The sequence below is a fragment of the Castellaniella sp. MT123 genome (assembly GCF_039614765.1).
GTDB lineage: Bacteria > Pseudomonadota > Gammaproteobacteria > Burkholderiales > Burkholderiaceae_B > Castellaniella.
Genome location: NZ_CP154879.1, coordinates 1179872 through 1204996, shown reverse-complemented (window position 1 = coordinate 1204996; position 25125 = coordinate 1179872). Strand labels below are relative to the sequence as shown.

The 25125-nt window shown below is 54.8% G+C and carries 24 protein-coding genes; 6 read left to right on the top strand and 18 right to left on the bottom strand.

All coding sequences use genetic code 11. The annotated features are described in order from the left end of the window. Positions 1-11 precede the first annotated feature (11 nt). The 4 genes from ABCV34_RS05530 to ABCV34_RS05515 all read right to left on the bottom strand — a co-directional run bounded on the left by ABCV34_RS05530 (position 12) and on the right by ABCV34_RS05515 (position 6393). Positions 12-2672 carry a GTP-binding protein gene (locus ABCV34_RS05530; RefSeq protein ID WP_345798210.1) on the bottom strand — a complete coding sequence of 887 codons (2661 nt, stop codon included), beginning with the start codon at positions 2670-2672 and terminating at the stop codon, positions 12-14. Continuing rightward, the gene (locus ABCV34_RS05525; RefSeq protein WP_345798209.1) at positions 2669-3793 is read right to left on the bottom strand and encodes a DNA repair exonuclease; all 1125 of its coding nucleotides are present in this window, start codon (positions 3791-3793) and stop codon (positions 2669-2671) included. Before ABCV34_RS05525 ends, ABCV34_RS05530 begins: the two co-directional genes overlap by 4 nt. Before the next feature lie 117 nt (positions 3794-3910). Next, a complete protein-coding gene (locus ABCV34_RS05520) occupies positions 3911-4627 on the bottom strand; it encodes a VIT family protein (RefSeq protein WP_345798208.1) in 717 nt (238 codons plus the stop codon). A 212-nt stretch (positions 4628-4839) separates the two neighbouring features. Further along, entirely contained in the window at positions 4840-6393 is a 1554-nt protein-coding gene (locus ABCV34_RS05515) for an AAA family ATPase (protein WP_345798207.1), read from the bottom strand. A gap of 80 nt (positions 6394-6473) precedes the next feature. Between ABCV34_RS05515 and ABCV34_RS05510 the strand changes: the two genes are divergently transcribed. Continuing rightward, entirely contained in the window at positions 6474-6737 is a 264-nt protein-coding gene (locus ABCV34_RS05510) for a hypothetical protein (protein WP_345798206.1), read from the top strand. Positions 6738-6949: 212 nt separating this feature from the next. Here ABCV34_RS05510 and ABCV34_RS05505 read toward each other — a convergent pair whose 3' ends face one another. From ABCV34_RS05505 to ABCV34_RS05455, 11 genes are all read right to left on the bottom strand, one after another. Then, complete coding sequence (locus ABCV34_RS05505) at positions 6950-8227, bottom strand: IS256 family transposase (protein WP_345798665.1); 1278 nt, start codon at positions 8225-8227, stop codon at positions 6950-6952. Then, positions 8151-8648, bottom strand: a complete 498-nt coding sequence (locus ABCV34_RS05500) for a TIR domain-containing protein (RefSeq protein WP_345798205.1) — start codon at positions 8646-8648, stop codon at positions 8151-8153. The genes ABCV34_RS05505 and ABCV34_RS05500 overlap by 77 nt, the downstream gene beginning before the upstream one ends. A 2-nt stretch (positions 8649-8650) precedes the next feature. After that, positions 8651-9244: a 7-cyano-7-deazaguanine synthase gene (locus ABCV34_RS05495; protein ID WP_345798204.1), complete on the bottom strand. Its 594-nt coding sequence runs from the start codon at positions 9242-9244 to the stop codon at positions 8651-8653. Then, entirely contained in the window at positions 9241-9954 is a 714-nt protein-coding gene (locus tag ABCV34_RS05490) for a hypothetical protein (RefSeq protein WP_345798203.1), read from the bottom strand. The genes ABCV34_RS05495 and ABCV34_RS05490 overlap by 4 nt, the downstream gene beginning before the upstream one ends. Further along, positions 9951-10931, bottom strand: a complete 981-nt coding sequence (locus ABCV34_RS05485; protein ID WP_345798202.1) for a hypothetical protein — start codon at positions 10929-10931, stop codon at positions 9951-9953. The genes ABCV34_RS05490 and ABCV34_RS05485 overlap by 4 nt, the downstream gene beginning before the upstream one ends. Beyond that, positions 10928-11422: a DUF4231 domain-containing protein gene (locus ABCV34_RS05480; RefSeq protein WP_345798201.1), complete on the bottom strand. Its 495-nt coding sequence runs from the start codon at positions 11420-11422 to the stop codon at positions 10928-10930. Before ABCV34_RS05480 ends, ABCV34_RS05485 begins: the two co-directional genes overlap by 4 nt. Before the next feature lie 13 nt (positions 11423-11435). Further along, positions 11436-12572 carry a restriction endonuclease subunit S gene (locus tag ABCV34_RS05475; RefSeq protein ID WP_345798200.1) on the bottom strand — a complete coding sequence of 379 codons (1137 nt, stop codon included), beginning with the start codon at positions 12570-12572 and terminating at the stop codon, positions 11436-11438. Further along, positions 12569-13723, bottom strand: a complete 1155-nt coding sequence (locus ABCV34_RS05470; protein ID WP_345798199.1) for a PDDEXK nuclease domain-containing protein — start codon at positions 13721-13723, stop codon at positions 12569-12571. The genes ABCV34_RS05475 and ABCV34_RS05470 overlap by 4 nt, the downstream gene beginning before the upstream one ends. After that, positions 13720-15579, bottom strand: a complete 1860-nt coding sequence (locus ABCV34_RS05465) for a class I SAM-dependent DNA methyltransferase (protein WP_345798198.1) — start codon at positions 15577-15579, stop codon at positions 13720-13722. The genes ABCV34_RS05470 and ABCV34_RS05465 overlap by 4 nt, the downstream gene beginning before the upstream one ends. Before the next feature lie 15 nt (positions 15580-15594). Next, positions 15595-17997 (bottom strand): DEAD/DEAH box helicase family protein, encoded by a 2403-nt coding sequence (locus ABCV34_RS05460; RefSeq protein WP_345798197.1) that lies wholly within the window; start codon positions 17995-17997, stop codon positions 15595-15597. A gap of 618 nt (positions 17998-18615) precedes the next feature. Further along, entirely contained in the window at positions 18616-18981 is a 366-nt protein-coding gene (locus ABCV34_RS05455; protein ID WP_345798196.1) for a helix-turn-helix transcriptional regulator, read from the bottom strand. Positions 18982-19272: 291 nt separating this feature from the next. Between ABCV34_RS05455 and ABCV34_RS05450 the strand changes: the two genes are divergently transcribed. From ABCV34_RS05450 to ABCV34_RS05440, 3 genes are all read left to right on the top strand, one after another. Continuing rightward, complete coding sequence (locus tag ABCV34_RS05450; RefSeq protein ID WP_345798195.1) at positions 19273-19611, top strand: hypothetical protein; 339 nt, start codon at positions 19273-19275, stop codon at positions 19609-19611. 20 nt (positions 19612-19631) lie between these two features. Next, on the top strand, positions 19632-20117 hold the full coding sequence (locus ABCV34_RS05445; RefSeq protein ID WP_345798194.1) for a hypothetical protein: 486 nt from the start codon (positions 19632-19634) through the stop codon (positions 20115-20117). An 84-nt stretch (positions 20118-20201) separates the two neighbouring features. Next, entirely contained in the window at positions 20202-20513 is a 312-nt protein-coding gene (locus ABCV34_RS05440) for an H-NS histone family protein (protein ID WP_345798193.1), read from the top strand. A 152-nt stretch (positions 20514-20665) separates the two neighbouring features. On the opposite strand, the gene ABCV34_RS05435 is transcribed toward ABCV34_RS05440, so the two are convergent. Continuing rightward, the gene (locus tag ABCV34_RS05435) at positions 20666-21544 is read right to left on the bottom strand and encodes a replication initiation protein (protein ID WP_345798192.1); all 879 of its coding nucleotides are present in this window, start codon (positions 21542-21544) and stop codon (positions 20666-20668) included. A 333-nt stretch (positions 21545-21877) separates the two neighbouring features. Between ABCV34_RS05435 and ABCV34_RS05430 the strand changes: the two genes are divergently transcribed. Further along, complete coding sequence (locus ABCV34_RS05430) at positions 21878-22312, top strand: hypothetical protein (RefSeq protein WP_345798191.1); 435 nt, start codon at positions 21878-21880, stop codon at positions 22310-22312. A 15-nt stretch (positions 22313-22327) separates the two neighbouring features. On the opposite strand, the gene ABCV34_RS05425 is transcribed toward ABCV34_RS05430, so the two are convergent. Both ABCV34_RS05425 and ABCV34_RS05420 read right to left on the bottom strand, forming a co-directional pair. After that, on the bottom strand, positions 22328-23860 hold the full coding sequence (locus tag ABCV34_RS05425) for a relaxase/mobilization nuclease domain-containing protein (protein WP_345798190.1): 1533 nt from the start codon (positions 23858-23860) through the stop codon (positions 22328-22330). A gap of 75 nt (positions 23861-23935) precedes the next feature. Further along, complete coding sequence (locus ABCV34_RS05420; RefSeq protein ID WP_345798189.1) at positions 23936-24304, bottom strand: hypothetical protein; 369 nt, start codon at positions 24302-24304, stop codon at positions 23936-23938. Between the two features lie 515 nt (positions 24305-24819). On the opposite strand from ABCV34_RS05420, the gene ABCV34_RS05415 reads away from it, so the two are divergent. Further along, positions 24820-25098, top strand: a complete 279-nt coding sequence (locus ABCV34_RS05415) for a hypothetical protein (RefSeq protein WP_345798188.1) — start codon at positions 24820-24822, stop codon at positions 25096-25098. The last annotated feature ends 27 nt before the right edge of the window (positions 25099-25125 follow it).

The window sequence follows — 25125 nt, the reverse complement described above, 5'->3', positions numbered from 1 at the left end:
TGCTTGAATGGTTAATGGTTCGAAGGTCGTGAATGGTTCGATGGTTTCAGTGACTGTAGCGTAGTTGCCACAACGCCCAGGTCCCTCCAGTTGTCGGGGTGGCAGGTGAACAGCAGGATCTGGTGCCGCTGGCCCGCATCGAACAGGATCCGTTTCATGTGCGCCAGCCGCTGCGGGTCGCTGTGCACCAGGGCATCATCCAGAATGATGAGGGTAGGGCGACCGGCTTCCTTCAGCAGGTCGGCATAGGCTAGCCGGCTGATCAGGCCCATCTGTTCCCGTGCGCCGAAACTCAGGGCCGCGAAATCGTCTTGTGTTTCCCGGCCATGGGTTTCGCGCACCAGCAGCCTAGGCTGCAGATCCTCATCGACCTCGAGGTGCGACTGCGGAAACAGCAGCTGCAGATAGTGATTCAGATGCCGCTGCAAGGGCGCCTGGATGCGTTGTGTCAGCGCCTGTCGCCTGGTTTTCAGCAGGTTGAGCAGCAGGTCGAGCGCGGCGGCGCGGTGTTCGAGCTGGTCACGGCGCCGGCCAATGTGTCGCAACTGCAGGGTCAGCTCGGCGTGCTGTTCTTCCAGGCCGCTGGCACCCAGGGTTTCCAGCTTGCTGCGTAGACTTGCCAGTTCCAGGGATCGCTGTCGGGCTTCCTGTTCCAGAGTCTCCGCGGTGCGGGTGAATCGCTGGACGTCCTGGCGCAGGATGTCCGGCTGGGCCGCCTCGATTTGCTTCTGGTGCCGGATGACCGATTCCTGCAGAGCGGCTTCGCGCGCGCGTAGTTCCACCAGCTGTCCGCTCAGTTCGGTCTCGCGCTGCCGGCGGTCTGGCGCCTGCAGCGCATCGTTCAGCTTTTGCCATTCTTCCTGGGCGGTTTTCACAGCCTGGCTGGCCAGGCTGTGGTCCCGTTCGAAGTGGCTGACGCCTTGTTCGGCCGCCTGCAACTGTTCGCGCGCTGTCTCCAGCCGGCTTTCCGCAATGGCGAGGCTGACATCCGCGCCGGTGGGCCGCGGAAGGTCTGCCAACTGCTGTTGCAGGGCCTGCCGTCGTTGCATGCCGGATGCCTGCCGGCCGAGCAGATCGTCGATGCCGCTGGCTGCCAGGCTGCCCAGCAGAAGTTCACCCCGGCGGATGTCTTCCCGCAGTCCCCTGTGCCGTTCACCGAGTTCTTCGGCGTGAGACAGGCTTTCAGCCTGTGCCTCGTTCAATTGGGCGGTGAGCTTGTCTTGCGCGATCCGCCGGCGCCGCGCCAGGTCGGCGATGTCCTCGCCGCCGGGCTGGATCTTGAGTTTGCCGATGCCGGGGATGTCCAGGTCGGCGGGTTCCATCAGCAGGCGCTGACCTTCGCCGGTGAGGGATTCGTCACCCAGCAGGATGTGCTGCGCGGGCAGCAGGTCGAAATGCAGCCGGGTGGCGATGGCCTGTTGCGCAATGTCGAGCTCGGCCAATTGTTGGCCGAGCTTGCGCAACTGCGTCAACATCGCGGTATCGACCCGGTTGCCGTGCAATTGCGCCTGCTGCTCCCGCTGTTGAGCCTGAAGCGTGCGTGCCTGTTTCAGCGTTTCCTCGGTCTGGGCCAGGTCGAGATCGAGCTGTCGCAGTTCGCTGTCAAGTCGGTGGCGGTGTTCCAGCTGACGGGTTTGCCGGCAGGCCCGGTCCGCTGCCTGGTAGGCGGATTTCGCCTGGGCCAGCCGGCTCTCGGTCCCGGCGCGGCGGGTTTCCTGGCTGTCTAGCGCCTCGATGGCCTTTTGCCGGTCGCGGGCACGTTGTTCCAGATCGCCTTGCTGCTTTGCAAAGGATGCCAACTGATCGCGGCACAGCCGCTGGCTTTCGGTGACGTGCTGGAGTTCCAGCCGTGCGCGCGCCTGAGCCTGCAGCCAGCCTTGCACCTCGGCCAGCCTGGCGGTGGCCTGTTCGGCTTGCTGGTGGTAGCGTTCCCAGGGGCGGGTGGCGTCCTCATGCTGCAACTGGCGCAGCGTTTCCAGCTGGTCCACCAGATCCCGATAGGTGCTGATGTCCCGGCTGAGTGAATCCAGTTGTTCCTGGCACCCGGCGTGTTGCTGGATGGCCTTGGCATAGTCGTTGGCGGGACGCCCGGTGGCCGTCAGCAATTGTGCCCGTTCCCGCGTCACCTGACCGATCAGCTCGTCGCCCGTGCTGCTGGCGACTTCGCCCAGACTTTCCCCCAGAGCCGACTTCAGGTAATCACCGGCGTGGGTGATGGATTCGTGGATATCCTGGCCGGAACCCTGTTCGATCCACAGCAGGCCCGGGATGCCCCAGTGTTCGGTCTTGCTGGCGCCCCGGCTGGGATACTGATAGCCCAGCAATCCGGACAGCTGCTCCTCGGCTTCTTCTTCGCTGTATCGGCGGCCGGCGATGGTCAGATCGCAGCGTTTGCGTTTGAGGAAGCTCTTGCTGAGTTCCCAGCGTTCGCCCTGCCAGTCGAATGCCAGTTGCACGCTGGGTGAGGCCGATGAGTCGCCCCAGGGCTGCAAGTCGTCGATGCTGCCGGATTTGAAACGCTCGAAGAAAGCGGCGCGGATCGCTCGCACCAGGGTGCTTTTGCCCGATTCGTTCGGCCCGGTGAACAGGTTGATCCCCGGGGCCAGCCCCGTGATTTCCAGCGGTTCTCGAAATTGCCGCAGCTGTTCGACTCGGATGCGCTGAAGTTTCATGCCTGTGCCTCGGGGTGTGCCCGTTTGCGCAGAAGCCCCGACAGGATAACGAGCGCATCCCTGGCGGTTTGCGCATCGTCGCCTTGCTGACGATTTTGCAGGTCGGCGATCACATCGCCCACATAGCCATCGGCCTGCAGGGCGGCGATGTCGTCATCGGAGGGGATGAGCCGCAGCTCGGTCAGATCGTATTGCAGGCTGCGGCATCGGCCCTGAGTCGCCGAGAGCGCCTGTTGTAGGCGGTGTTCGTCCGCCAGATCAATGTGCCCCGAGATCGTCAGGTCCAGGACCGCGACCGATGGCAGCTGGTTCAGGCGCTGGATCAGCAGCTCGACGTCCGATGCGACGGCAAGGGACTCTGCCCAACTGTCCCAGCGGTACTGCGACATGGGGTGGGGCTGCACGATCGGTGCCTGGCCGGCGCCTGGCAGATCGACCAGCAGCACCTGGCCGGCACCGTTGTTCCTGAAGCGATCCTGTTCGGGGGTGCCGCTGTACCAGGTGTGTTCGTCGACCTGCTTCAGACCGTGCCAGTCGCCCAGTGCCAGATAGTCCAGGCGGCCACGGTGCGCGCGATCCGCCGCGATGGGGTTGGACGAATCGATGTCTTCCGCCAGCAGGCCCTGGACGCTGCCGTGAGCCAGTCCGATGCGCAGCAGGCCGGGCGTCGTTTCGGCGGTGTCGAACCATTCCGTCAGATCCTGATAGGTCTGGCGCTGGGTCAACGGCGCGCCCAGCACAGCTAGCCCCAGGTCCGCGAATTCGCGGATATCGGGTTGAAGGAAGACGTGGGCATTGGCGGGGATGGCGGACAGCCGTTCCGCACGGCTCCAGACGCTTTCGGCCAGCGCCGCGTCGTGATTGCCCGGGATCAGGATCCAGGGACCCGCATAGCCTTGCAGGGCATGGAAGAGGCGGTGGATGGTGCGATCCGACACGGTCTGCGCATCGAAGACGTCGCCCGCGACCAGCACCGCATCGACTTGTTCCTGTGACGCCAGCGCAGCGATGTGTTCGATCGTGCTGAAGCGCGCATCGGCCAGGATGGCGGCGTCATCGGGCGAGAACCGGCTGTATTGACGACCGATCTGCCAGTCGGCGGTATGCAGGATGCGTGGCATGGGGGCTTATCCATCTTGATGGGGGTGTGTCGGGCTGACTCGCGATTTCCGGTACCGGCTCCATCATACTCAGCCAGCGGACTCGCCTAGGCGCCAAACCCCGAGGCGTGATCAGATCTACTTTCCGACCAAGATGCCGACGCCATAGGTCACAGCCATCGCCAGGATGCCGCCACCCACTGTGCGTGCAATCGCCCTGAGCTTCGGCGCCCGGCCGAGATGCGCCGAGACCGAGCCTGTGATGGCGAGTGCGACGATGACGGCAATCGCCGTCACCGGCACGGCAATACCGCGCGGCGTGAGCAAAATCGCCGCCAGCGGGATCAGGCCACCAATGGTGAAGGCCAGCATCGAAGCGAGGCCCGCCTGCCAGGGATTGCTCAGCTCGTCCGGGTCGATGCCGAGTTCGAGCCGTGCATGCGCGGCCAGCGGGTCCTTTGCCGAAAGCTGTAGCGCCACCTTGCGTGCCAGCTCGCCGTCTATGCCCTGGGCCTGGATCAACTTGGTGAGCTGCCTGAACTCATATTCGGGGTGCGCGTTCAGCTGCGATTGTTCATTGTTGAGCTCCGCACGCTCCGAGTCGCGTTGGCTGGAAACCGAAACATACTCGCCTACCGCCATAGACAGCGCTCCCGCCACCACCGCGGCGATGCCCGCGATTGTCAGGCTCCCGTTGCTCACAGCCGCCCCAGCTACGCCAACAACTATGCCCGCCGTGGACACGATGCCGTCGTTGGCACCCATCACGCCGGCGCGTAACCAGTTCAGCCGGCTGGCGATGTCACCGGACTGCGTATCGGCAGCGTAGTCCGGGTCCGTCGTTGGCTCGGTCACATCGTGGCTCCCTTCCGCTGGAATGGCTTATAAGCCCGATAGTTTATCAATTCAGTTGCCAATCTCACACGCCAGGACGGTATCGATTTCTTGCGCCTCGCACCTGAAATTGGCATCGTCATCAGGACCAATCCGTACCGGCTGGAGCAGGCAAATGATGCATTGCGGGATCCGCGCGAGGGCCGGTTCGAGGGTGCGGCTGTTCTGGTTCCCTAACTGTCGGCTTTGCCCGGCATGAGCTCCAGCGCGGCGTGTTTCAAGTCCGGAAGCTGCTGGCCCGCATCCAGGCGATGCCAGGTGATGGCGCCAAGTTCCGCCTTCGTTTGGGCCACCACCACGGCAGGCGTGGCATCCGAGGCATCGCCCACCCGCTGCGCCACGCGCCGAACCAGGAGATCGACGGGAGCGTCGAGCCAGAACCCGGCGAAGGCAACGCCCGCGCTCGCGGCAATGGCTTGCGCCGCCATGCGATCCTCGGGCCGCAAAAACGTTGCATCCAGAATGACGGCGCGTCCGGCGCGAAGCCCCGCCGCCGCGAATTCATTCAAGTTTGCATAGACTTCCGCGGTCATCTGAGCGCGATAACTTTCCGTCGAAAGCCGAGTTTCCTGACTGACGCCGGAAATGCGCTTGCGCTCGATGTCGCTGCGCAGGTGAAGCGCCCCAGGCGCGAGGCCGATCTCCGGCGCGAGGGCCGCTGCAAGCGAAGACTTGCCCGTCCCGGACAGGCCCCCGATCGCGGCGAGGAAGGGTGCTGCGGGCGAGAGAAAGTTTACCGCCGCGTCGAAATAGGCCAGCGCCGTGTCGCGCAGCGCTGTCTTTTTCGGGGACTGATGGAACTGCGCGGCCATGACCTTGGCACGGATCGCCGCACGCAGGCTCAGAAAGAGCGGTAGCACCGCGAGGCCCTCTATCTGGAACGCCATGTCGTCAGACAGGAAAAGGTAGCCATTCAGGAGTTGGTTGGCGTCTGTACGAAGGCCTCTTTTACACAGATCCATGAGCGGAAAGGCGAGGTCATAAAGGACGTCGGACGTCGCAATGGCCTCATTGAACTCCAGCGCGTCAAACAGGATCGGCTCGCCATCTATCAGCACGATATTGCCAAGATGAAGGTCGCCGTGGCAGCGGCGCACCTGGTCTCTTGCGGCGCGTTCAAGGAGCAGTGGTTCGGTGCGATCAAAGGCCGACACCAGCCGCCGACCGAATTCGCCGACGTTGTCGCCGGGGAACAAATCTGGTGTCTGGTGAAGTTCGTCCACGGTTTCCGAGAGAAGACGGCGCAGCTCGTGCGTCGCAGCGACGCCATCCCGGACAGGGGCTCGCTGGTGCGCCATGAAGATCGCGCGGGCCATCTTGCCAACGAGTTCGGCCCCCAGCGCAGCCTTGTCGGCAAGTCGATCAAGGCTCGCGGTTTCGTCGAAGCGGCGCAGGTGGACCGCCCATTCGACGACGGTGTCCGAGCCCCCGATATGCAGTCCTGCGGCGTCCCGGGTAATGGGCACGACGCCGACATAGAGGTCCGGCGCATTTGCCAGGTTGGCGGAAATCTCGGCTTCACAGGCCGTGTGGCGCTTTTCGAGCGTGGAAAAATCCATGTAGGGAAAGCGGACGGCGCGCTTGACCTTGTAGACGTCCGGCCCGGCGAGGAAGACCGCGGCGCCGTGGGTATCCACACGCACCACTGGTTCCGACAGACCGTGCGTATGGGGGTCTTCGAGGAAGGCAAAGACATCGGCCTGTTCGACCGAAGCCGGATCGTTCATGGTTTCAGGTTTTTCCAGTTGGGGGTATGGCCAACGGCAGGCCATCGAGCCTGTGGGCGTTTACACTGAAGCACCATATCATGGCCAATGATTCCACGCTTCGCGGCGGCTTTGAAGCGAAGAACGATCGTGCCCACCTGGCGGTGTCGGCTGCTGGCCGTCCGCTACCTATCCGCGTCACGGGGATCCGCTGTCAACCGAAAAAGGCGGACGAAAAAAAACCGCCCGAAAAAATCAGGCGGTTTTTGTATTCTGGTGGCGTGTGGTTGACCGTGTGCCGACTGGCCTCCCGAGCTTATGAGCAGTGGTGCGGGTTGCTGCGGAATGGTGCGGAAATTCCGTAGCCATCCCTGATTGCGGTATCACCAGATCAGCGCTTGGTACTTGCGTCTTCAATCGCTTTGGTCATGGCGGCATGCTCCCACTTCACTGCCTTGCATCCGTTCTGCTGAAATGCTGGCGGGGTCTTGGCAGGAGGCGTGTCTCCCTTGTAAACGCCAATTACGCCCTTGCCGGGAGTGTCAGATTTTTTGTGGGCGGGGCGATTTGACATTGGTTAATCCCTGGCCTCAGTGAACCGTTCACCGAACAGAATGGCGAACTGGTTCATCGCCGCCTTCCAAGTGTGAACGGATCGGGATGGCTTGGCCAGGATGTTTCTGAGCGCCAGCCACAGCAGCTTCACAGCCGCCTCATCGCTGGGGAACTGGCCCCGGTTCTTGATAATTTTACGCAGCTGCCGGTTCATGTTCTCGATGGCGTTGGTGGTGTAGATCACTCGCCGGATATCGGGCGGGAAGATGAAGAACGGCACCACATGCTCCCAAGCCCGTTCCCAGGCGGCCACAATGGTCGGGTAGCGGGTACCCCAGGGGCCATCGGCGAAGGCCTGCAGGGCCTCTCGGGCCTGCTGTTCGTTGGCGGCGGTATAGATGGGCTTGAGCGCGGCAGCGACCAATTTACGGTCCTTCCAGCCCGCGTAATCCAAGCTGTTGCGCATCAGGTGCACGATGCAGGTCTGCACCGTCGTCTTCGGGAAGACCGCGTTAATGGCCTCGGGCAGGCCCTTTAAGCCATCCACCACGGCGATCAGGATGTCCTGGCAGCCTCGGTTTTTCAGTTCATTGAAGACCTTGAGCCAGAATTTTGAGCCCTCGGTTTGTTCGATCCACAGCCCCAGCACGTCGCGTTCCCCGTTGGCGTCGATGCCCAGGGCCAGGTAGACGGCCTTGTTGACCACCAAACCATCAGTGCGGATCTTCACCCGCAGTGCGTCAAATAAGACGACCGGGTACATGCGCTCCAAGGGGCGGTTCTGCCAGGCGACGGTCTCGGCCATCACCTCGTTGGTCACCTCGCTGATGAGCTCGGGCGAAACGTTCGTGCCATAGGTCTCGGCGAGAAAAGCCTGGATCTCGCGCACGCTCATGCCACGGGCATACAGGGCAATGATGCGCTCATCGAACCCGGCGAAATGGCGTTCATGCTTGGGGATGAGCACCGGCTCGAAGCTGCCGTCGCGGTCTCGGGGCAGCTGTACCTGCACCGAACCGTGCTTGGTCAGCAGCGTCTTGGTGCTCACGCCGTTGCGCTCATCGGTCTGCGCGGCGGGCTTGTCCTCACCGGGGCGGTAGCCCAGGTGCACGTTCATCTCCGCACCCATGGCCCGCTCGATGACCGCGCGGCCGAAGGCATCGATCAGGTCCTCGACCTCCATGGCTGACATCGGGCCTTCGACCAGGCCGTCCAGTAGGTGCTCAGGCAGCTTGGGCAGCCGCGCCTCGCGGGCGGCCGCCTGCGCCGCGATGGATGGTTTCTTGTGTTTCACGGGCATATCCATGATCGTTTTCTCTCATGTTATGCCTCGCCCACAAAATTCCGGACACTCTCCCCTTGCCGCGTTTCAGGCTTTCCTCGATCTCCCAATTGATCCATTTACTGGAAGCGGTCTTGTCAGTGAGGTACACCAGCGTAACCGAGCAGCGGTCAATCTTTTCGCAGATGTTCCGCTTGATGTAATCGGCATTGGTGCTGTCATAGGGTTCTTTGACCGAATGATCATCAAACTGCAGGTCCATCTTGTCATTTTTCGCCTGGCCACGAAGCAGGTTTACTTCATCCAAGTCCTCGTGATCAAAGCTGATGAACACATGTCTGCTGACATCTCCTTTGGCTTCAGCAAGCCGTTGCTTCACCTTGTCCTCAAGGCTTCTGATATCCGAACTGAACAAACCGCCACCGGATCCGCCACCCATATTTATTCTCCCTTGTTGAGTTGAAACTCGAGACAGGCAATGCAGCGACCACATGGTTGGCTGTTGCCGGTATGGCACGAGTAGGTCCCGACTACGCCCTTTTCCGTCGCAAGCCGTACGACATCAGCCTTGCCAAATTCGATTAGGGGTGTGAGCACTTTAATCTGGCGTCCCATCGCTGCCGCAATGGCCTGCTCAGCCTGAACGAGAAAGGGGTGGCGTTGATCGGGAAACAAACTGAATTGTTCGGCCAGTAGGCCGATGGCAACCGATGATGCGCCAACCTGATAGGCGTAGGCACTACCCATCAGCAAAAACAGCAGATTCCTGCCCGGTGTAAAAGCGTCCTCCTTCACGTCCATGCTGACATTCGTCAGTCCGGAGGCAATCACTTGCCCGAAGCCGCTGAGATCCATCCTTGTTGGTACGGGAAGCCCAAGCTGCCGATGGACGGCTTGGCATGTCGCCCATTCCTTGGCAGCTGCCCGCTGCCCATAATCAACGAACAATGGAAAGTGGTCGATGTGATCTTCCTTGGCCATAACGCCAATCAGAGTCGAGTCGAGACCGCCCGATACGAGATTTACAAAACTCACAGGTAGGCCTCCCGTTTAGCGACGCGCATCGTCAGCCATGTTGCCAGATCGACGCAGCCCAACGAGTGTCCAAATCGGGATGCGATCTCACGAAACGTATCTTCGATTTCCTCGTAACAGGACAGGCGTCCCAATCGGCTCGGCGCAATCCTGATGCCACGGGTCAGGTGCAGGTAGTCCAGCACGTGTACATCCAGCACCGCGAGATCGGCGCAGTAGCCGATGCGCCGCAAGAAGAGACTGGCTTGTTTCGGACCAAATCCCCAAACGTTCAGCATCAGTTGCTTACGTGCATTTTTGGAGCTGTCGGCGGAAAAAAGCAGTCTGCGCAAAGAGTGGCCCTTGCCATACATTTCCGTGACCGTGGTGGCGAGCAACGATGCCAACCGGTTTCGGAATCGAGGCATCACGGTACGTATTTCACCGTTTTTGCCCGGCACCGACAAGGGCTGGCTGAGTGCATCGAGAATCTGTGGTTCGCAGTCTGCCAGGCCTGCCAGTTGCTTTGAAAACAACAAGCCCCGATCCCTTAGTCGGTCTGCGGTGGCCACCGCCATCTCGAATTGCATTTGGCTGCCGAAGATGCAGATGGCTGCTTCGTACAGCATTTCATCTTCTGTCAGTAGTCGCCAATCAAGCGCTGAACCACCTTGAGCTTTGATCTCGCTGCACATCGCATCAATAGTGCGATTGATGATTTCGGCATTCATGAATCACTCCAACCAAACTCTGCCGCACAGTGACGAAACACATTTGCGGGAAAATTATGACGGCAAAAATCAACCACCGTTTCGTTGGCGATGGCCGCCCGCAACCGTTGCATCCATGAAGCATAGAACTCCAGGTTGTGCACCAGCGTGCGCGCCTGAAATGAAAGTCCTGCGTCGAACCATGCCGTTTGCTTGGCGAAGAAATCTGCCTGCGACAGGTGGTAAAGCAGGCCCGTGTCGTGATCAACAACCGTCTGGCACCACTCCAGACCGTCAAAGCTGTCTGCGCCCATGGCTGAGTACAGGGCAATCGAAATTGGGTTGCCCGTGCCAAGCAGATGCACGGCCACGTAACGATCCAGTTGGTCGAGCGCGTTGCGAATGGCAAGAACGCTTCGAGCCCGGTCGATCACGCCGTCGCCCAGACGGCGTTCCGCGACAGCCAACATGGAAACGTCGGTCTGCGCAGCAACGGCATGACACAGGCCGGGCAAGTCTTGTGCATCGCCATGAATGATCGGCACGATCTGGCAAGAACCGGCTGCGGCCTGATCCGCTTTCCAGCGGGCTACCAGAAGCGCTACGTGTTCGGTTACATCCGTGGGTGGCTGCTGTTCGTCAAAGCCGAAAGCGATATCGAACGGGAACCCGGCCAGCGCCTTGTGAAATGACGGCTGCAGCCACTTGCCCTGAGCGTCCTTCCAGAAGCTCTCATAGTTGCCCGAGTCCATCAGTGTCAGGGCACCAGCATCACGCGCTGATTGCAGAAGTTTGGCGGCATCTGCTGGTTGCGCCATCGCAGCGAGGTCGAACGCGGACACCAGAAACTGCGCATTGATGCCCACCAGCGAGGCCAACACTTGCAGGTAGTCCTGCGGCTGCAGTGCAGTTTTGACGGATGAAATCGAAGGAAAATAAACAGGCAGCAGCAGGGCTTTGCCACCGATGTTCAGTTCAAGCGGACGGCGTACAGTCATTCCTTGCCCTCCGTTTTTGGTGTAGCGCTGCGCCGGGTTTCATTGAACCAGTTGGCGTGCTCTGTGGAGACGTGCTCTTCGACCCGTTCCGCCAGAGCAATCAGCCGATCAGCTTCTGCCAAACCCTTGTAGGGGCCTGCACTGCAGAGAAACAGGTACTGCTCGTGCTTGAGTCGCTCCGTCGTTGCGCGGTAGGTGACCCACAGCGTCGAGTACTGGTTCATCTGCTGAGCCGCTTCCAGCACGGCAATCAAGACGCCAGCAATCGATGCCGACCATTTGGCGCAGTCGGCAGGCAACAAACTCGTGGCGGGAATCAACACCGCTAGCGCCACCTGCGCAAGCTTCAAGCGTTTGTACCAGCGCTGGCAGTGCTGGCTTTTGCTGTCATACCAATTTCGCTGATCGATCAGTCGGAACCATGCCGGATGCACTTTGACTGAATCGGGTACTGGCGGCTCACTGGGTGCGCAGCTATTGACGGCATGCATTCTTTTCTCCCGTTCATTGTGCAAACACCCGTTCCAGCATTGCGGGCAGCAGCGCGGCATTGGCTTCGCGGATGGCGGTGTGTTTGGCCTTGAGGGCGGCGATTTCGGTTTGCAGGCGGTCGAAGGTTTGCTGCGCGGCCAGTGGGGGTGTGGGCACTTCGATGGACATCAGAGCTGGAGCCGTCATTGTCCGGTTGCGAGCGGCGGTGCCTGGCGATGCTGCGTAGATTTTTGCGAAACCTTCTTCGGTGGTGAAGTAATACCAGAGGAAGCCGGGCACCGCGAGTTCTGCATTGGCTTCGCAAGTGAGCATGCGATGGTTTCCAACGCAGCCGTCGTCTTGGGCTTGCGCAATGGCGATGGCCTGCTCCCAAGCCATGATGTTGCTGAAGATCAGATCACCCGCCTGGACGCGATACAGGTCTTGCCATGAAAAATCCGAGCCTGGCACCGTGCGCCGATGGAATGCGCCTTTATAGAAACTGCGCACGCCCAGTTCCGTGTAGTTTTTCTTGGGGTCGATGGTGACTTCACGGCGCACCAATGGTGCTACATCCGCTATCGGCCGTAGCGGCGCGTCGGCAATGGCATCGCGGAAACGCAGGGCCAGCAGGTGTTCGGCATCGCGTAGGGCGGCATCCAGATGCGCTTCGAGCTGCCGGGTTTTCTCGGCCAGCGCGTCGAGGCGGGCGACGAGGGTTTGTTGTTCGGCCAGCAGCGGCAGCGGGATTGTGTAAGTCAACACGTCCGCAGGCCGAATTGCAGCGTAATTTGTTGAACCTTGCGCTTCAACCTGTGTTCTGAACCGCTCAGTACGGCAATAGTGATCGAGATAGCGTGCGTCGAGGGACGATTCGTCGAGCTCGAACAGAAAGTAGTGGCTGCTGACTACCGCGCCGTCGAGTTCCGTGGGAACAAGCCCGAAGCCACCCATTTTCGCGTCGATCTCAGCAACCAAGAACTCGCCAGACTGACAAACCTGCTGTTTTTTTGTCTTGATGTCAGCGCCAGATACTCTGTCACGAAGCAAGACCCCCTTGGCGTGCAGTTGAACACGACAACGCTTGTAATGACTGGTGTCATCAATCGTGACGAATTCCTTGCGATGCTGCAAAACGTCCGCGAGAGGTACGACAGGCCACGCCTTCATATGTCGCCCTCCCCATCACCAATGCGCGTGATACGCCGCGCTTCCAGCTCACGCCGCGTCTTGTCCAGTTCCTCGGCCAGCAGCTTTTCATCCGGCAGCATGGTCTGGTATTCGGCGGCCAGTATCTTGTTAGGAAGGCCTTCCAGCGAGTAGTGGGCTTCGGCTGCGCCTTTTTCGGCGCACAGGATCAAGCCCACAGGCGGGTTTTCACCCGGTTTCATCCAATGCTCGCGGGCATAGTTAAGGTACAGGTGCATCTGGCCGGCGTCGGCGTAGCCGAACTTGCCGACCTTGAGGTCGATGACCAGCAGGCACTTAAGGCGGCGATGGAAAAACAGCAGATCAACGCGGAACCAACTGTCGTCGATGCGCAGCCGGCGCTGGCGGCCGACAAAGGCGAAATCGTCGCCCAGTTCCAGCAAAAAGTCGGCCAAGTGCTGGATCAGCGCGTTCTCAAGGTCGGTTTCGGAATACTCGTCCTTAAGGTTGAGGAACTCCAGCACGAAGGGGTCTTTGATAGCCTGCTCGGGCGTGATGGCGTCAGTAGGTTCGGCCACTTCGCCCTTTTCCAGCATCGCCGCCTTGTTGGTGGACAGTGCGGTGCGTTCGTAGAACTGGCTGTTTACCTGCCGATCGAGCTGGCGCACCGACCAGCGGCAACGCAGCGTTTCGGTTTCGTAAAAACTGCGGGCGTGCTCGCTTTTGACCGAGAGTAAGCGGACATAGGCCGACCAGGGTAGCGGGAAGGCTTGGGCCAGTGCGGATAGATATGGGGATTGTCCAGACGGCGTCTGGAGAATTGGTACAACGTACGATTTGGCAGGCAGCGTCTGCGCAATGTGACGGGCAGGCCATGCTAGGTGGAAGGCACGCATCTGCCACAGATTCTGCTTGCTGAAGCCACGACCAAACCGGGCTGACAGGTCAGCCGACAGGCGTTCGATCAATGCCTCGCCATAGGTGGCCCGATCCTGTCCCCTCTGTTCAAACTCGACAATGCGCCGCCCGATCTCCCAATAGCTGGCCGTCATCAAGGCATTGACGCTGCGCGCGGCAGCGCTGCGGGCCGATTCCAGCAAGGCAATGATATCGGTGTGGACAGTCGCGTAGTCGACCTGATCCGGCACGGCAGGTGGGTTGCGGTCGGTCATTCTTCCATCTCGGTCACCAAGGATTCGATCTCGCCCAGGAGGCGCATCAATTCGGCCTCGTGGCTGCGCATCGAGGCAATCAGGTCTTTAGGATCGGCGTGTTCCAGCTCGGCATTGGTGTACGGGTTCTTGATGTCGAGGTTGTAAATCGGCCAGTACAGGGCGTCACCCTCGGCTTGAGTGGATTTGGCTGTCTGTTCGTGGGCCGATTGTTCGCTCTTCAGCGCCTTCAGGCGGTCTTGCAGTTCGGCTTTCTGGCCGTTGGCTGCTGATTGGATGGCGTGTTCCAGTTTGCGAATGGGTTTGGCCAGCGCGATGGCGGCATTGCGTTCGGCTTCGGACCGTTCCCAGTGCGGTGTGGCGGCTTTAACGGCGGCAGCGTGTTTAGCGGCAAAATCCACCTTCCACGCCTGCGGGCCTTCTTCCCGGTGGTTCCACCATGCTGTGACCGGCGCGAATTCCTCGAATTGCAGGGGCGCTGTCTTGCTGTACTTCTTGCGGCCTTCAGGCAGCGGTAGCTCGTAATACCAGATGGTGTCGGTAGGGCCGCCACGCTCGAAGAACAGCAGGTTGGCCGGAATGTCGGTGTACGGAGCGAACACGCCTTGTGGCAGCCGCACGATGGTGTGGAGCTTGAACTCCTTGAGCATTTCCTCTTTGATGACGGCGCTGATGCCGTCACCGAACAGGGTGCCGTTGGGCACGATCACAGCAGCGCGGCCACCGCGCGTGGCGGGCTTGCCGCCAGGCACCGGCGCACCTGCGACGAGCAGTTTGCGCATGATGTATTGCAGAAAAAGCAGCGCAGTTTCCGCCGTCTGCATATTGGGCGGGAAGTTGGCCTTGATGCCGACTTCTTCCTCGCCGCCAAACGGCGGGTTGGTGAGGATGACGTCCACGCGCTCGCTGTGGCCGATTTCGTTGATCCGCCGATCCAGCGTGTTGCCGTAAGCGATCTGCGGCGCTTCCAGCCCGTGCAGCAACAGGTTCATCTGCGCCAGCATGTAGGGCAGTGGTTTGGCTTCCTGGCCATAAAGCGTGTCACGTTGCAAGCTGCGACGCTGATCTGGCGCGCTCACCTGCGGGGCGATGTGATCGTAAGCTTCAACCAGAAAGCCGCCCGTGCCACAGGCGGGGTCCAGCACCGTTTCGCCCAAACGTGGGTCGGTGACCTGCACCATGAAGCGCACCACCGGGCGCGGTGTGTAGAACTCACCTGCGTCGCCTGCTGCATCGCGCATTTCGCGCAGCATGGATTCATACAGGTGCGAGAGCGTGTGGATTTCTTCGCTGGCACTGAAGCGAATACCATTGATCTTGTTGATGATGTCGCGCAGCAGGTAGCCGCTGACCATGCGGTTCTGTACGCCTTTGAATACGTTGGCGATGACCTCACGCTGGCTGCCTTTTTCGCCTTCGCCTGCCAATCCGCGCAAATAGGTGAACAGGCCTTTGCCGGTTCTGCCATCGGCACGCACGGTGAATTCCTGGCTGATGAAAGCCAGCAACTCATCGCCGCTGATGCCATCTTCGCGAGCAGCCCAGTCGCGCCAGCGATAGGGAGACTCGATGATGGGCTGATAGCGCTTGCCATCGAGCTCAGCTTCTTCCTCGTGCACGATTTCGAGGTCGTCGAGAAACTTGAGGAACATCACCCAAGTGAGCAGCGGCAGGCGGTCCACGTCACCGTTGAGGCCCTTGTCCTTGCGGAGGATTTTGCGGGCAGTGCCAATCAGCGCGGAAAGGTTTTCACGGGTGGTGAGCGGCGTTTTCGCTTTGCGTGGCGCGCGGGTCTTTTTGGCTTCGCCGAAACCCGCTACGCTCGTTTTCTCGCCGGTGGTGGCAAATTTGGCCATGGAATGTGTTTCTCGTTATTGGTAGAGCGCAGTCTGCAGCCGGGATACAGCGTCCTTCATGCCACGCACACCGCCGAAGTGACGAGTGGCGATTTCGGAAGGACTGCCGTAGCGGTCGAAGGGCTGTACCTTCATCAGCTCGGACAGCGCATTGAATTGCAAAATGCCGCGCTCGACATAGCGGTCGAGCAGCAGCGACAGAATTTCACGGGCGGTCTCACCGTGCTGGGTGAACAGGTCTTGGGCCTGACGTTTGGCAGCTTCCGCGCGCTGGCGGCGGGTGAGTAGTGGCGCATTCCAACCCAGATGGCACAGCAGATCAAACGGATCGGCATCAGGCTGTTCACTGCTGGCTGCCAGTTCCTCAAAACTGATGCCGCGCTCAGTCAGCTCGCGCAGTACCTCGGCGCGGGTGTCGGGATTGGCCCATGCCGATTGCAGTGCTTCGCGCGTCGGATATAGGGTACGCACGGCGCGGCCTGAGTATTCCGTGTACTTGACCACCTGCAGCTTCTTGCCGTCGGTGTCGAGGTCATAGATCAGATGGCCGATCACTTCGACCTCGCCGCCATCGATGTAGAACTTGCGGGGTTCTGTCGGTGGCTCCGTGATGATTTCGCCATTGCTGCCGGAGTCGTCGTCTTGTTCCGTTTCGAACTCGTACTGTGCTTCGGGCTCTGCCACGCTCGGCGCTTCGTCTGTAGTGGTTTCTACAACTTCGCCCGATTCATCGACCATGATTTCTTCGATACGCGCCGGATCGCCGTCAAAATCCGGATCGGCAAAGTGCTGCGTGGCCGTACCGGTAAAGTCGATGATGTTGAAGTATTCCTTGCCGTAATCCACCTTCAGGCGCGTGCCACGACCGACGATCTGCTTGAATTCAGATCGCGAGCCCACTACACGTGCCAGCACGACATTTTTGACCATTTCGGCATCGACGCCGGTGGTCAGCAATTGAGAGGTAGTGAGGATGACGGGTGTGGGCTTGTCCACGTCCTGGAAATGCGATAGATGGGTGAGACCAATCGCGCCTTCATCGGCGGTGACGCGGCAGACGTAATCGGGGTACTGCTTGACCAGATCGCTGTTCAGGTTGATCAGTTCCTGCCGCATCTCGGCCGCGTGTTCCTGATCGACACAGAACACCAGCGTCTTGGCGAACCGGTCAGTGCCTTTGAGCAGGTCGGTCAGGTGGCGAGCCATCGCCTGTGTACGTGAGCGGAGCGCGATGACACGTTCAAAATCTTTGGTTTGATATTCTTCGTCAGGCACTTTTCGGCCATAACGGTCCAACTCATCCTTGCTGGGCCGCCAGCCTGCTGCATCGACCGTGGTGATGACACGATGCACGCGGTACGGTGCCAGAAAACCATCCTCGATACCTTGGCGCAGGCTGTAGGTGTACACCGGGTTGCCGAAGTATTCGTAGCTGTTGCGCGATTCCTCGCGCAGCGGCGTGGCGGTCATGCCGAACTGCACGGCAGGCTCAAAATAATCCAGTACCGCACGCCATGCACTTTCATCCCGGCTGGAGCCGCGATGGCATTCGTCAATGATGATCAGGTCGAAGAAATCCGGACGGTACTGACGGAAAACGTCTGCGCTGGCGGTGGTCAGCGCCTGATAGATGCCAAAGTACATGTCCCGGCTCTGGCTGGTGTCACCGCCGGCGATCTTGTGCCTTGCATCTCCGAAGGGCGCGAACATCTTGGCCATTGGGTCATCCACCAGGATGTTGCGATCGGCCAGGAACAGAATCTTGGGGCGACGGTGTTCGCCGGTGCGGTTCCAGCGGCTGTTCCACAATTTCCAGCAGATCTGGAAAGCGACACAGGTTTTGCCGGTGCCGGTGGCCAGCGTGGCAAGAATGCGTTTCTGCCCGAGCAGGATTCCTTCAATAACCCGGTTGATCGCAATCTGCTGGTAATAACGCGGCACCTTGCCCGAAACGAGGTTGAAGGGCTCCAGCAGGTATGACGATACGCTTTGCGGAAACTGTGCTGCTGCGGTCAGTCGGGCGAACAATTCATCAGGCGTGGCGTAGCGATCCACTTCATGCTCGGTGCCGGTGGTGTAGTCGATTTCGATGATGCGATGGCCGTTGGTGGCGTAGGCAAATTTGAGGCCGAGAATTTCCGCATACTCGCGGGCCTGTTGCACCCCGGTTTCCGCAGGCAGTCCAATTTCCTTGGCTTCGACGACGGCGAGGGGATAGTCGCGGCGGTAATACAGCAAATAATCGGCTCGCTTCCTCTGACCACGGCGAACCTTGCCACCGGTCACGAGGATGCGGCCATTGGTGAAACTGCGTTGTTCGCCAATGGTGTGCGGGGCTGACCCCCAGCCGGCTTCCACCAGGCGGGGCGTGATGAATTCGCGGCAGGTATCCGCTTCGGTGATCACACCATCCCGCATTGCCTCCCCCTTCATCGAATCGTCCCTCAGCCCAGCAAAATCGTAAATTCGGTAGCTAACGCGACAGGCTCCACGCCCCGAACATGTCTCTTTAATGCCACCAGGCCATAGCCTTCCATCATCCGCAGTGAGCGCAACAGGTTGGGCACCTGCCGCCCAGTCAATTCGGCCAGCGATTTGGGCCGCCGATCACGGCTTACATAAGCCCGATAGTTTATCAATGCGGCACAGGGGCAGCCAGTTTTATACATGGGCTTAGGCTGATTGATTATTCAGAGCCGGAATGGGCTGGGCTGTAGGCCACGAGGGGAGTTCGAAACCCGGATGCTATGTGTGGTTGGCATCTGTTGGGGTTTCACCAGACGCAAAAAAGGCCAGAGCGATGTCTGGCCTTTGCATATTGGTGGAGACGAGGAGGACCTACCTGTCTCTGGCACAACCTGTTACCGCTGTTTTTCGTTCTCAATTGGTATGGTTGAAGGAAAAATTACCAAAAGCGCTACCACCATATCAGCAGGGCAAGCACTCGTCCAGGTGAGGGAGGGGATACACACGCCCCATTAGCGGCCCCAGGGCCTTCCCGTCCAAGGGGACAATGGATCTCCTTGTCTTATGACCTCACGGCTTCGCCTGGATGGCTTTTTTTTCAGATAGGTGTAGGGAAAGCTTTTCCACCATAGACAGGACGAAGTTCCTATCTTCCCGTGATAGTCCACCCATCAGGTTGGCAATCCTATGGCTCTGGTCGTTGGTCTGAGGGCTGACTTCGAACAGCAGTTCTCCAATGCCGCATTGGAAGATTTCAGCGAGTTCAACCAGGCGCCCAACGGTGGGCATCACTGTTCCCCTCTCCATTCTGGACACGGCTTCACTGCCGATCTGTAGCACTTCCGCAACTTCCTCTTGCGTAAACCCTGCCGTTGTCCTTCGCTTGGCGATGGCCTTGCCTATGGCGCCCGCTAAGGCTCGTTCGTTTGGTGTCATAGATGGCCTACTCCTGTCAACCCCAATAGTTGAGGATCAGCCTCTTGACATGAAGGGCCTTACAAGTTGAAATCTACTTTTCAAGTTGAATCAATGGGAAGGATTAGCACATGGTAGGCAGGTTGGCAGTAGCGTTTATCGCCGTGGTCCTCATCGCTGGGTGTGGCAAGAGTGAAGCACGGAAACAGTGTGAAGCAAGTATGAAAAATATTGCTGGGGTTATTGGGGATAGCCCAGAACTGAAAGCCAAAACGGAAGAGACCTGTGGAAAACTCTAATTAGGGAAACGTGATGCAAAAGAAATTGGGTTATGCCTTGCTCTTGGTGAGCCTCATCTTGTTCTTTGTAGTGTCGCTTCAAGATGAAGGTTATTTGGTGATTGAGATTATTATTAGCCTGCTTGGACTATTTCTTCTTTGGAAAAACAAGGCTCCCCTTGTTGCCACAGCGATAGCAATTGTTATAGGTGTTTTTCTAAGGTTTTGCTATTACGGCGATTTCTTGGGACTAATAGGGAAAGCGACACCCCCATATACAAGAGCTGATGCCTCTCCAGAGGGGTATTTGATCTATGCCGCTCTTGCTTTGGTGGCGCTGGGTCTTAAATTTGTACCGAAGAAAACAGTCTAATAGGAACTGGGATCGTAATTATGAAGTCTAGTTTCAAAAAGGATTATGAAAAGCAAGTCCACTCTGATGGAAGTGTGGAACTTACATTTTGCTCTAGAAGAATTGGTCGGTTGAGTTCAGGTGCATCAGCTGCCTTGATATTGTTTGTTTGGCTGACAATATATTTGACAATGATGGCATATTTTGGCATCGACAATGCTTTCATTGTCTTTGTTATTGCTGCCATTATTCTTTTTTCCATGTTCGCGTTTGCGTTTAGAACTAAGTCAACTATAGTGGTAAAACCCAGGGTTGGTTTGATTTTTGATGGCAAACAACTACCATTTTCTGATATTAAAAGTATTGGCATTGAAAGCAGTGGAGCATTTCTTGCGCCGAAGGGAATTGGTCGTGTGTATGCCCTATCATATGGGAAGGAAATTAGTTTAACCGCATATATGTCATTGCCGAGGGCGCAAGGTGTTCGCTCGGAAATATTTGAGGCTTCTGGAATTAAATGGAATTAAATATTTTATATCATTAGATTTGACCACTAGGTTTGGATTTGTGCTATTCTTTGCTCGTTTCATGAGTTCAACAAGGAATAGAACATGGCAACGTACTTGGAATTGAAGGCCAAAGCAGAAGAATTGCTAAAGCAGGCTGAACAAGTCAGGCAAGAGGAAATTGCCGGGGTTGTGGCTGATATCAAGGAAAAAATTCAAGAGTATGGCATTACAGCCGCTGATCTTGGGTTCTCTGGGTTTGGCCGGAAAGTAGCGAAGAGCATGAGCAAGACTTCAAACGTGGAGCCGAAGTACAAAGGGCCTAATGGTGAGTTGTGGTCTGGCCGTGGCCGGCAACCTGTCTGGATGAAAGAAGCTATTGATCAAGGCAAGAATAAAGAGGATTTTGCGATCTGATTTAATTTATCCTTGTGGTAAAAAATGGAGCCTCAGAAATGAGGCTTTATTTTTTGATAATGAATTTACTCTGGATTTGAAAATCAGAGTGCTCCTATATTCTGAGGCTAATATCTGATTATGGCTTTTGTCCGGATAAGAATTATTATCGTTTAGGCGGCCTTCTTTCTCTCATACCAAAGACTTCTAGAAATGCCTTCTAATTCCCAAGGCTTGCCATTGACTGTTGTTGTGTTTGGTCTGCCGCCTAATTTTCCTCTATAAGTTTGTAGACTGCTAAATTTCTTGTTGCTCATATCAAGATCAAATCGATTCCAAACCCATTTCGCTACACTTTTAGCAATGGCCTTTGTCTCATTTAAGGATAGCGGGTTGTCAAATTTGTTAAAGCTAATCACTTGCTGACAGCAGGCATTAAAAAAATCATCTTGGGTTTTGTAATGGACAAAGTTTGTATAAGCCCAGTGCCTCAATAAATCGAATAAAGTACAGTTTCTGCCTAACCCATTGACTTTTTTCTTGTCCTTTTTGGGTGTTCTTTTTGGTTCTATGTATTCCTTGAACTCATTCAAGGTGTAGCTTTCTGCTCTGACCTGGTAGGTTAGCCAGTCCTCATGAAGTGGGTTCTTACAGATTAGACCGGTATAGCATGGATCTGCTTTCAGTAGCCTTGTTAGGGTGTCTTCAATGGCTACCGCATAATTTAGTGGTCCCTTTCTGGCATTATCACAAGTTAGAACAGGGGTTTCTAGGCCATAAAACAAATGACTATGCCCATTTTTCCTATTGATTGCTACAAGGTTAGGAAGTGGTAGATTGTTGTCGTCAGCGTATTCCAAAGCGTTAGGATAGTCACAATCGAATAAGAACCATCTATGTGAAAGAATATCGTTGTGCTGAATATATCTCATTGTCCTTGCTGTTTTTGCTGACCTGATCATAACACCATAGGCTAAGTCGTCAGAACAATAAGGCTTTATTGGTAAGTTATTTTCGAAGTTTTCGAGTTGATTATTATTATTGTTTTCCATATTCTGTCTTATGTGGTTGTAATTATTATAAAAAATAATCGACCAATGTCAAAAGACAAAAGAAAAGGCTCCTATTTCTAGGAGCCTTCGATTTTTCAAATCACCACCACAGAGACAATGAAAAACAGAGATGTAGTTGATCACTACATTATTATTATAGGAAATGATTTGCTAATCGTCAATAATAAAGGGCAAAAGAAAAGCCACCAATAGGATAATTTGATGGCTAATTACTACGTGCTATTGAGCTAATTCATATGTTGAAGTATGAATAACATTGATATTATATAATCTGCTCTCTATGTCGTCAATGGCTATTGTAGGAGGTTGAAAATGAAGAAAACGCGTGGGCCGAATAAACCATGGCGAGTTAAGGAAAGCGAAAGGGCAAGAGTGCTAACTGATGAGTTCGTTCAAAAAGTTATTGAGTACAGAGATAAAAAGACCAAAGAGTTAGACCCTATTGAGGGGATTGATAAATACATCATGGATTATGGCAGGGAAATTTTTGAGTTGAAAGATCCTGAGTTTGCTTATGCTTTGATCTACCTACGAAAAACGATAGCTGAAACGGGAAATGAAGCGTTTGTGATTTCTAGGTCAAATGAAAAATTTGATGTGAGGCAAGATGTAAAGCTCCTGATAGCCAAGGGTGTTTTAACTTCTTCGCCTTTGGCTGCCGTTCACCACAAAGATATATTGGTCCAAGCCCTATCTGGCCCATTAGACTTGAGAATTAAATACGGTCTTTCATTTCAAGTATATTAAAAATAACCTGATAAATTAGAATCCATATTTCCATGGCTTCTCTTTTCTTGCCTGTTCAGGATGCCTATTATTGTTAATTCCTAATATCTTGTCTTTAATAGAGATTGAAGAAAGGTCAGCGGATTGTGATGCTTGTACCTGCGGTGCTGGTGCTATTGGCCCTTGTGCCTGCGATTTCTTCTTTTCCATATCAGCCATCTGACTGTTGCTCGCCTGTATTTGTTGAAGCTGTTTTTGTGCTGCTCCAAGAGCCGCCATGGCATTGCTATATTGTGGGCTGTTCCTGCCAAACTTCTTTTCGGCCTCACTCACAGCACTTGATGCGGCTTGTACTGCTGCCTGTGCTTCACCTTCCCCTGACACTACTGCTGAACCTCCTAAGCCTTGGCTACCTGCTATGGCTGGTGGTTGATCTTGTTGGCCTGGTTGGGTTATAGCGCCTTGTCCTACCTGCTGTTGTGGAGCCTGTATAGGGGCTGTATGAGCCTTTGGCTTGTCCGTTGGTGCTACTGGGGCAGGCTGTTCTATCTGGGCTGTTATAGGGCTTTCTGGCTTGGGTTCATTAACTGGCTTGATCTCCTGATTTTGGATCTGCTTGAACTCTTGGAAAAGGCTATTCATATTGGCTCTTTTGCCTTCGTATTTATCGACAACAAGGGCATGAAATGCCTTTACCAATTGCTCATCTCGGGCCTTATGTTCTGCTGTATAAGGTTCGATTTCCTGCGATTGTTTGATATTCCCATCTGATTTTTTAGCCTGTTCTTGTAATGTGGCATAAGCTTTATCTGAGTTATTGGCGAAGATTCCTCCCTCTAATCTGATGGCCTTTTTCCACTCATTACGCTTAATAGAGATGTAATTTTCTCCATTTCTTGTAATTGAAAATCCATCTGATTTGAGCTTATCTATTAGCTCTGGCTTGTTGGCAATGTTGCCTGACTTAACCTGTCGAATATAGAATTCAGCGATAAGTTTTTTGTTTTTAATGTTCTTTTTTAGAGCCTCATTAGGGCTATATTTGCTTGTCTTAATTTCCCTATTATTAAGTCCATTTCTACCTTCTGGATTAGGCTGTACCTGGTCAAATCCAAACTCATCATTGAGAATTCTAGTGGCTGCTTGTGTAGAGGCAAAAGACGATAAGCCTTGATCTCTACCTATCACAGCAAAGGGATTAAATTTCTTTCCTTCAAGGGTTAAATGTGGGATGACAAAGTGATATTCAACATTGCCTTTGTCCTGATGTTTCACGAGAAACATATCAACTACGTCTCTAAATTGTTCTGGAATTATCAATTCTTGGAACCTCTGAATTAACAATTCTTCCTGCTCTTTTGTGAGTTGTTCACCGTCTCTTAGGCTGATAACTCCGCTGGTTGATTTGTTCTTTGTACCCATCTTTGGATGGTTATCAAATGACTTTGTAAGGTCAGGATTGCCATAAATTATCTCAGGCTTTACTGCTCTTTTTTGACCTGAGCTATCGAGATTTGAGAGGATGTAATTGACTGCTCCTGACGCGGATTTAACTACATTATCTTTCATTCTAATTGAGGATCTTATTATCATTTTTGTCTCCCGGTGCTGTAAAACCAATTCCTATTTTGTGTTTTTTTGATCTTATTTTTTCTCTAAAATTGAAATTAAAGCCTTCAATTCTGCGCTTATAGTACCCAACTGTTCATCTAATTTTGTTCTGACATGTTCTCTTTGTTCAATGTCATTTATTGCCTTATAGAGAGCTTTAACGAGACCGGCGGTTCTACGAATATGGCCTAAATTTTCAAGTCTCTTGACTGCTGTTTCATCCTCTTTTAATGCTCTGACTCGTATTAATTGAGTTAAAAACAAGCCTGTATCTTTTGCTGCCTGCTCTAATTTCTCTCGTTCAGAATCAGAAAATCTAACAGAGATATTCTTCCTGGTATGTTCTTTTTTCCGAGATGGAGGCATTGGCTTTTGTGATTTTCTTATTGTTTTTTGTTCCATAATTTGTATTCCTTATTGTTTATATTTTAGCTCCCGTGTGTTTTGTTTTGCCTTTACGGGGATTGGGGGGACCCCAAAGGTTTATCGGGTCTGGGTGAAACCCAGCAAGCAAAGTAGCCAATCGGGCTACTTCCGTACGCATTACAACGTAATACGTATGGGGGGCTTGTTTCTTAGGTGCTTTTAGACCCTACATTTAGCATACTAAATTACGGGCCAAGTGAGAAATAGAATTGCCTATTTATTGTGAGAAAAACGAAAATGTTAACAAAATAGAAATTAACAAATCGAGTAGTTGAAAGTTGGCTGTATAGAAATAGGGTTGTTAATTTCTATTTTGCTGAGAAGTTAGGTTTTATTTTGTTGAGAAATTGATTTTTACTTTTTTGAGTTGTTGGATTTTTGGGTTTTAGTTTATTGGGTTGTTAATATTTATTTTCCATGATTGCTAATTTCTATCTTTCTTGATTTGGAATTGTTAGAAATTATAATAATAAAAATTATGGAGTTAAAAAATGGAAAATCAAGATGTTAAAAATAAGAAAGTTGTGTTGTCTCAAATTAGTTTTAGAGTGTCAAAAGAAAAACTGAAATTCATCAAGTGTCTTATGATTGATAAGGACACAAACGTAAATAAATATTTTAATGAATTTGTTGATAGACTAATGGCTTTATCTAACAAAGAAAAAAGTAAAAATGCAGTGAATGAAAATAAAAAACAAGATGAAATTATTAACCCATTAGCTGATGGAAATAAATCTAATTCATTTGAGAGATCGGATAATATTCAGTAAAATAATAAGATAAATAATAAAGATGTT

Excerpts from the sequence above, each read along its gene's own strand:
- ABCV34_RS05530 (WP_345798210.1), bottom strand. The coding sequence starts at position 2,672 with ATGAAACTTCAGCGCATCCGAGTCGAACAGCTGCGGCAATTTCGAGAA.
- ABCV34_RS05525 (WP_345798209.1), bottom strand. The coding sequence starts at position 3,793 with ATGCCACGCATCCTGCATACCGCCGACTGGCAGATCGGTCGTCAATAC.
- ABCV34_RS05515 (WP_345798207.1), bottom strand. The coding sequence starts at position 6,393 with ATGAACGATCCGGCTTCGGTCGAACAGGCCGATGTCTTTGCCTTCCTC.
- ABCV34_RS05510 (WP_345798206.1), top strand. The coding sequence starts at position 6,474 with ATGGCCAATGATTCCACGCTTCGCGGCGGCTTTGAAGCGAAGAACGAT.
- ABCV34_RS05505 (WP_345798665.1), bottom strand. The coding sequence starts at position 8,227 with ATGCCCGTGAAACACAAGAAACCATCCATCGCGGCGCAGGCGGCCGCC.
- ABCV34_RS05500 (WP_345798205.1), bottom strand. The coding sequence starts at position 8,648 with ATGGGTGGCGGATCCGGTGGCGGTTTGTTCAGTTCGGATATCAGAAGC.
- ABCV34_RS05490 (WP_345798203.1), bottom strand. The coding sequence starts at position 9,954 with ATGAATGCCGAAATCATCAATCGCACTATTGATGCGATGTGCAGCGAG.
- ABCV34_RS05485 (WP_345798202.1), bottom strand. The coding sequence starts at position 10,931 with ATGACTGTACGCCGTCCGCTTGAACTGAACATCGGTGGCAAAGCCCTG.
- ABCV34_RS05480 (WP_345798201.1), bottom strand. The coding sequence starts at position 11,422 with ATGCATGCCGTCAATAGCTGCGCACCCAGTGAGCCGCCAGTACCCGAT.
- ABCV34_RS05475 (WP_345798200.1), bottom strand. The coding sequence starts at position 12,572 with ATGAAGGCGTGGCCTGTCGTACCTCTCGCGGACGTTTTGCAGCATCGC.
- ABCV34_RS05470 (WP_345798199.1), bottom strand. The coding sequence starts at position 13,723 with ATGACCGACCGCAACCCACCTGCCGTGCCGGATCAGGTCGACTACGCG.
- ABCV34_RS05465 (WP_345798198.1), bottom strand. The coding sequence starts at position 15,579 with ATGGCCAAATTTGCCACCACCGGCGAGAAAACGAGCGTAGCGGGTTTC.
- ABCV34_RS05460 (WP_345798197.1), bottom strand. The coding sequence starts at position 17,997 with ATGCGGGATGGTGTGATCACCGAAGCGGATACCTGCCGCGAATTCATC.
- ABCV34_RS05455 (WP_345798196.1), bottom strand. The coding sequence starts at position 18,981 with ATGACACCAAACGAACGAGCCTTAGCGGGCGCCATAGGCAAGGCCATC.
- ABCV34_RS05450 (WP_345798195.1), top strand. The coding sequence starts at position 19,273 with ATGCAAAAGAAATTGGGTTATGCCTTGCTCTTGGTGAGCCTCATCTTG.
- ABCV34_RS05445 (WP_345798194.1), top strand. The coding sequence starts at position 19,632 with ATGAAGTCTAGTTTCAAAAAGGATTATGAAAAGCAAGTCCACTCTGAT.
- ABCV34_RS05440 (WP_345798193.1), top strand. The coding sequence starts at position 20,202 with ATGGCAACGTACTTGGAATTGAAGGCCAAAGCAGAAGAATTGCTAAAG.
- ABCV34_RS05435 (WP_345798192.1), bottom strand. The coding sequence starts at position 21,544 with ATGGAAAACAATAATAATAATCAACTCGAAAACTTCGAAAATAACTTA.
- ABCV34_RS05430 (WP_345798191.1), top strand. The coding sequence starts at position 21,878 with ATGAAGAAAACGCGTGGGCCGAATAAACCATGGCGAGTTAAGGAAAGC.
- ABCV34_RS05425 (WP_345798190.1), bottom strand. The coding sequence starts at position 23,860 with ATGAAAGATAATGTAGTTAAATCCGCGTCAGGAGCAGTCAATTACATC.
- ABCV34_RS05420 (WP_345798189.1), bottom strand. The coding sequence starts at position 24,304 with ATGGAACAAAAAACAATAAGAAAATCACAAAAGCCAATGCCTCCATCT.
- ABCV34_RS05415 (WP_345798188.1), top strand. The coding sequence starts at position 24,820 with ATGGAAAATCAAGATGTTAAAAATAAGAAAGTTGTGTTGTCTCAAATT.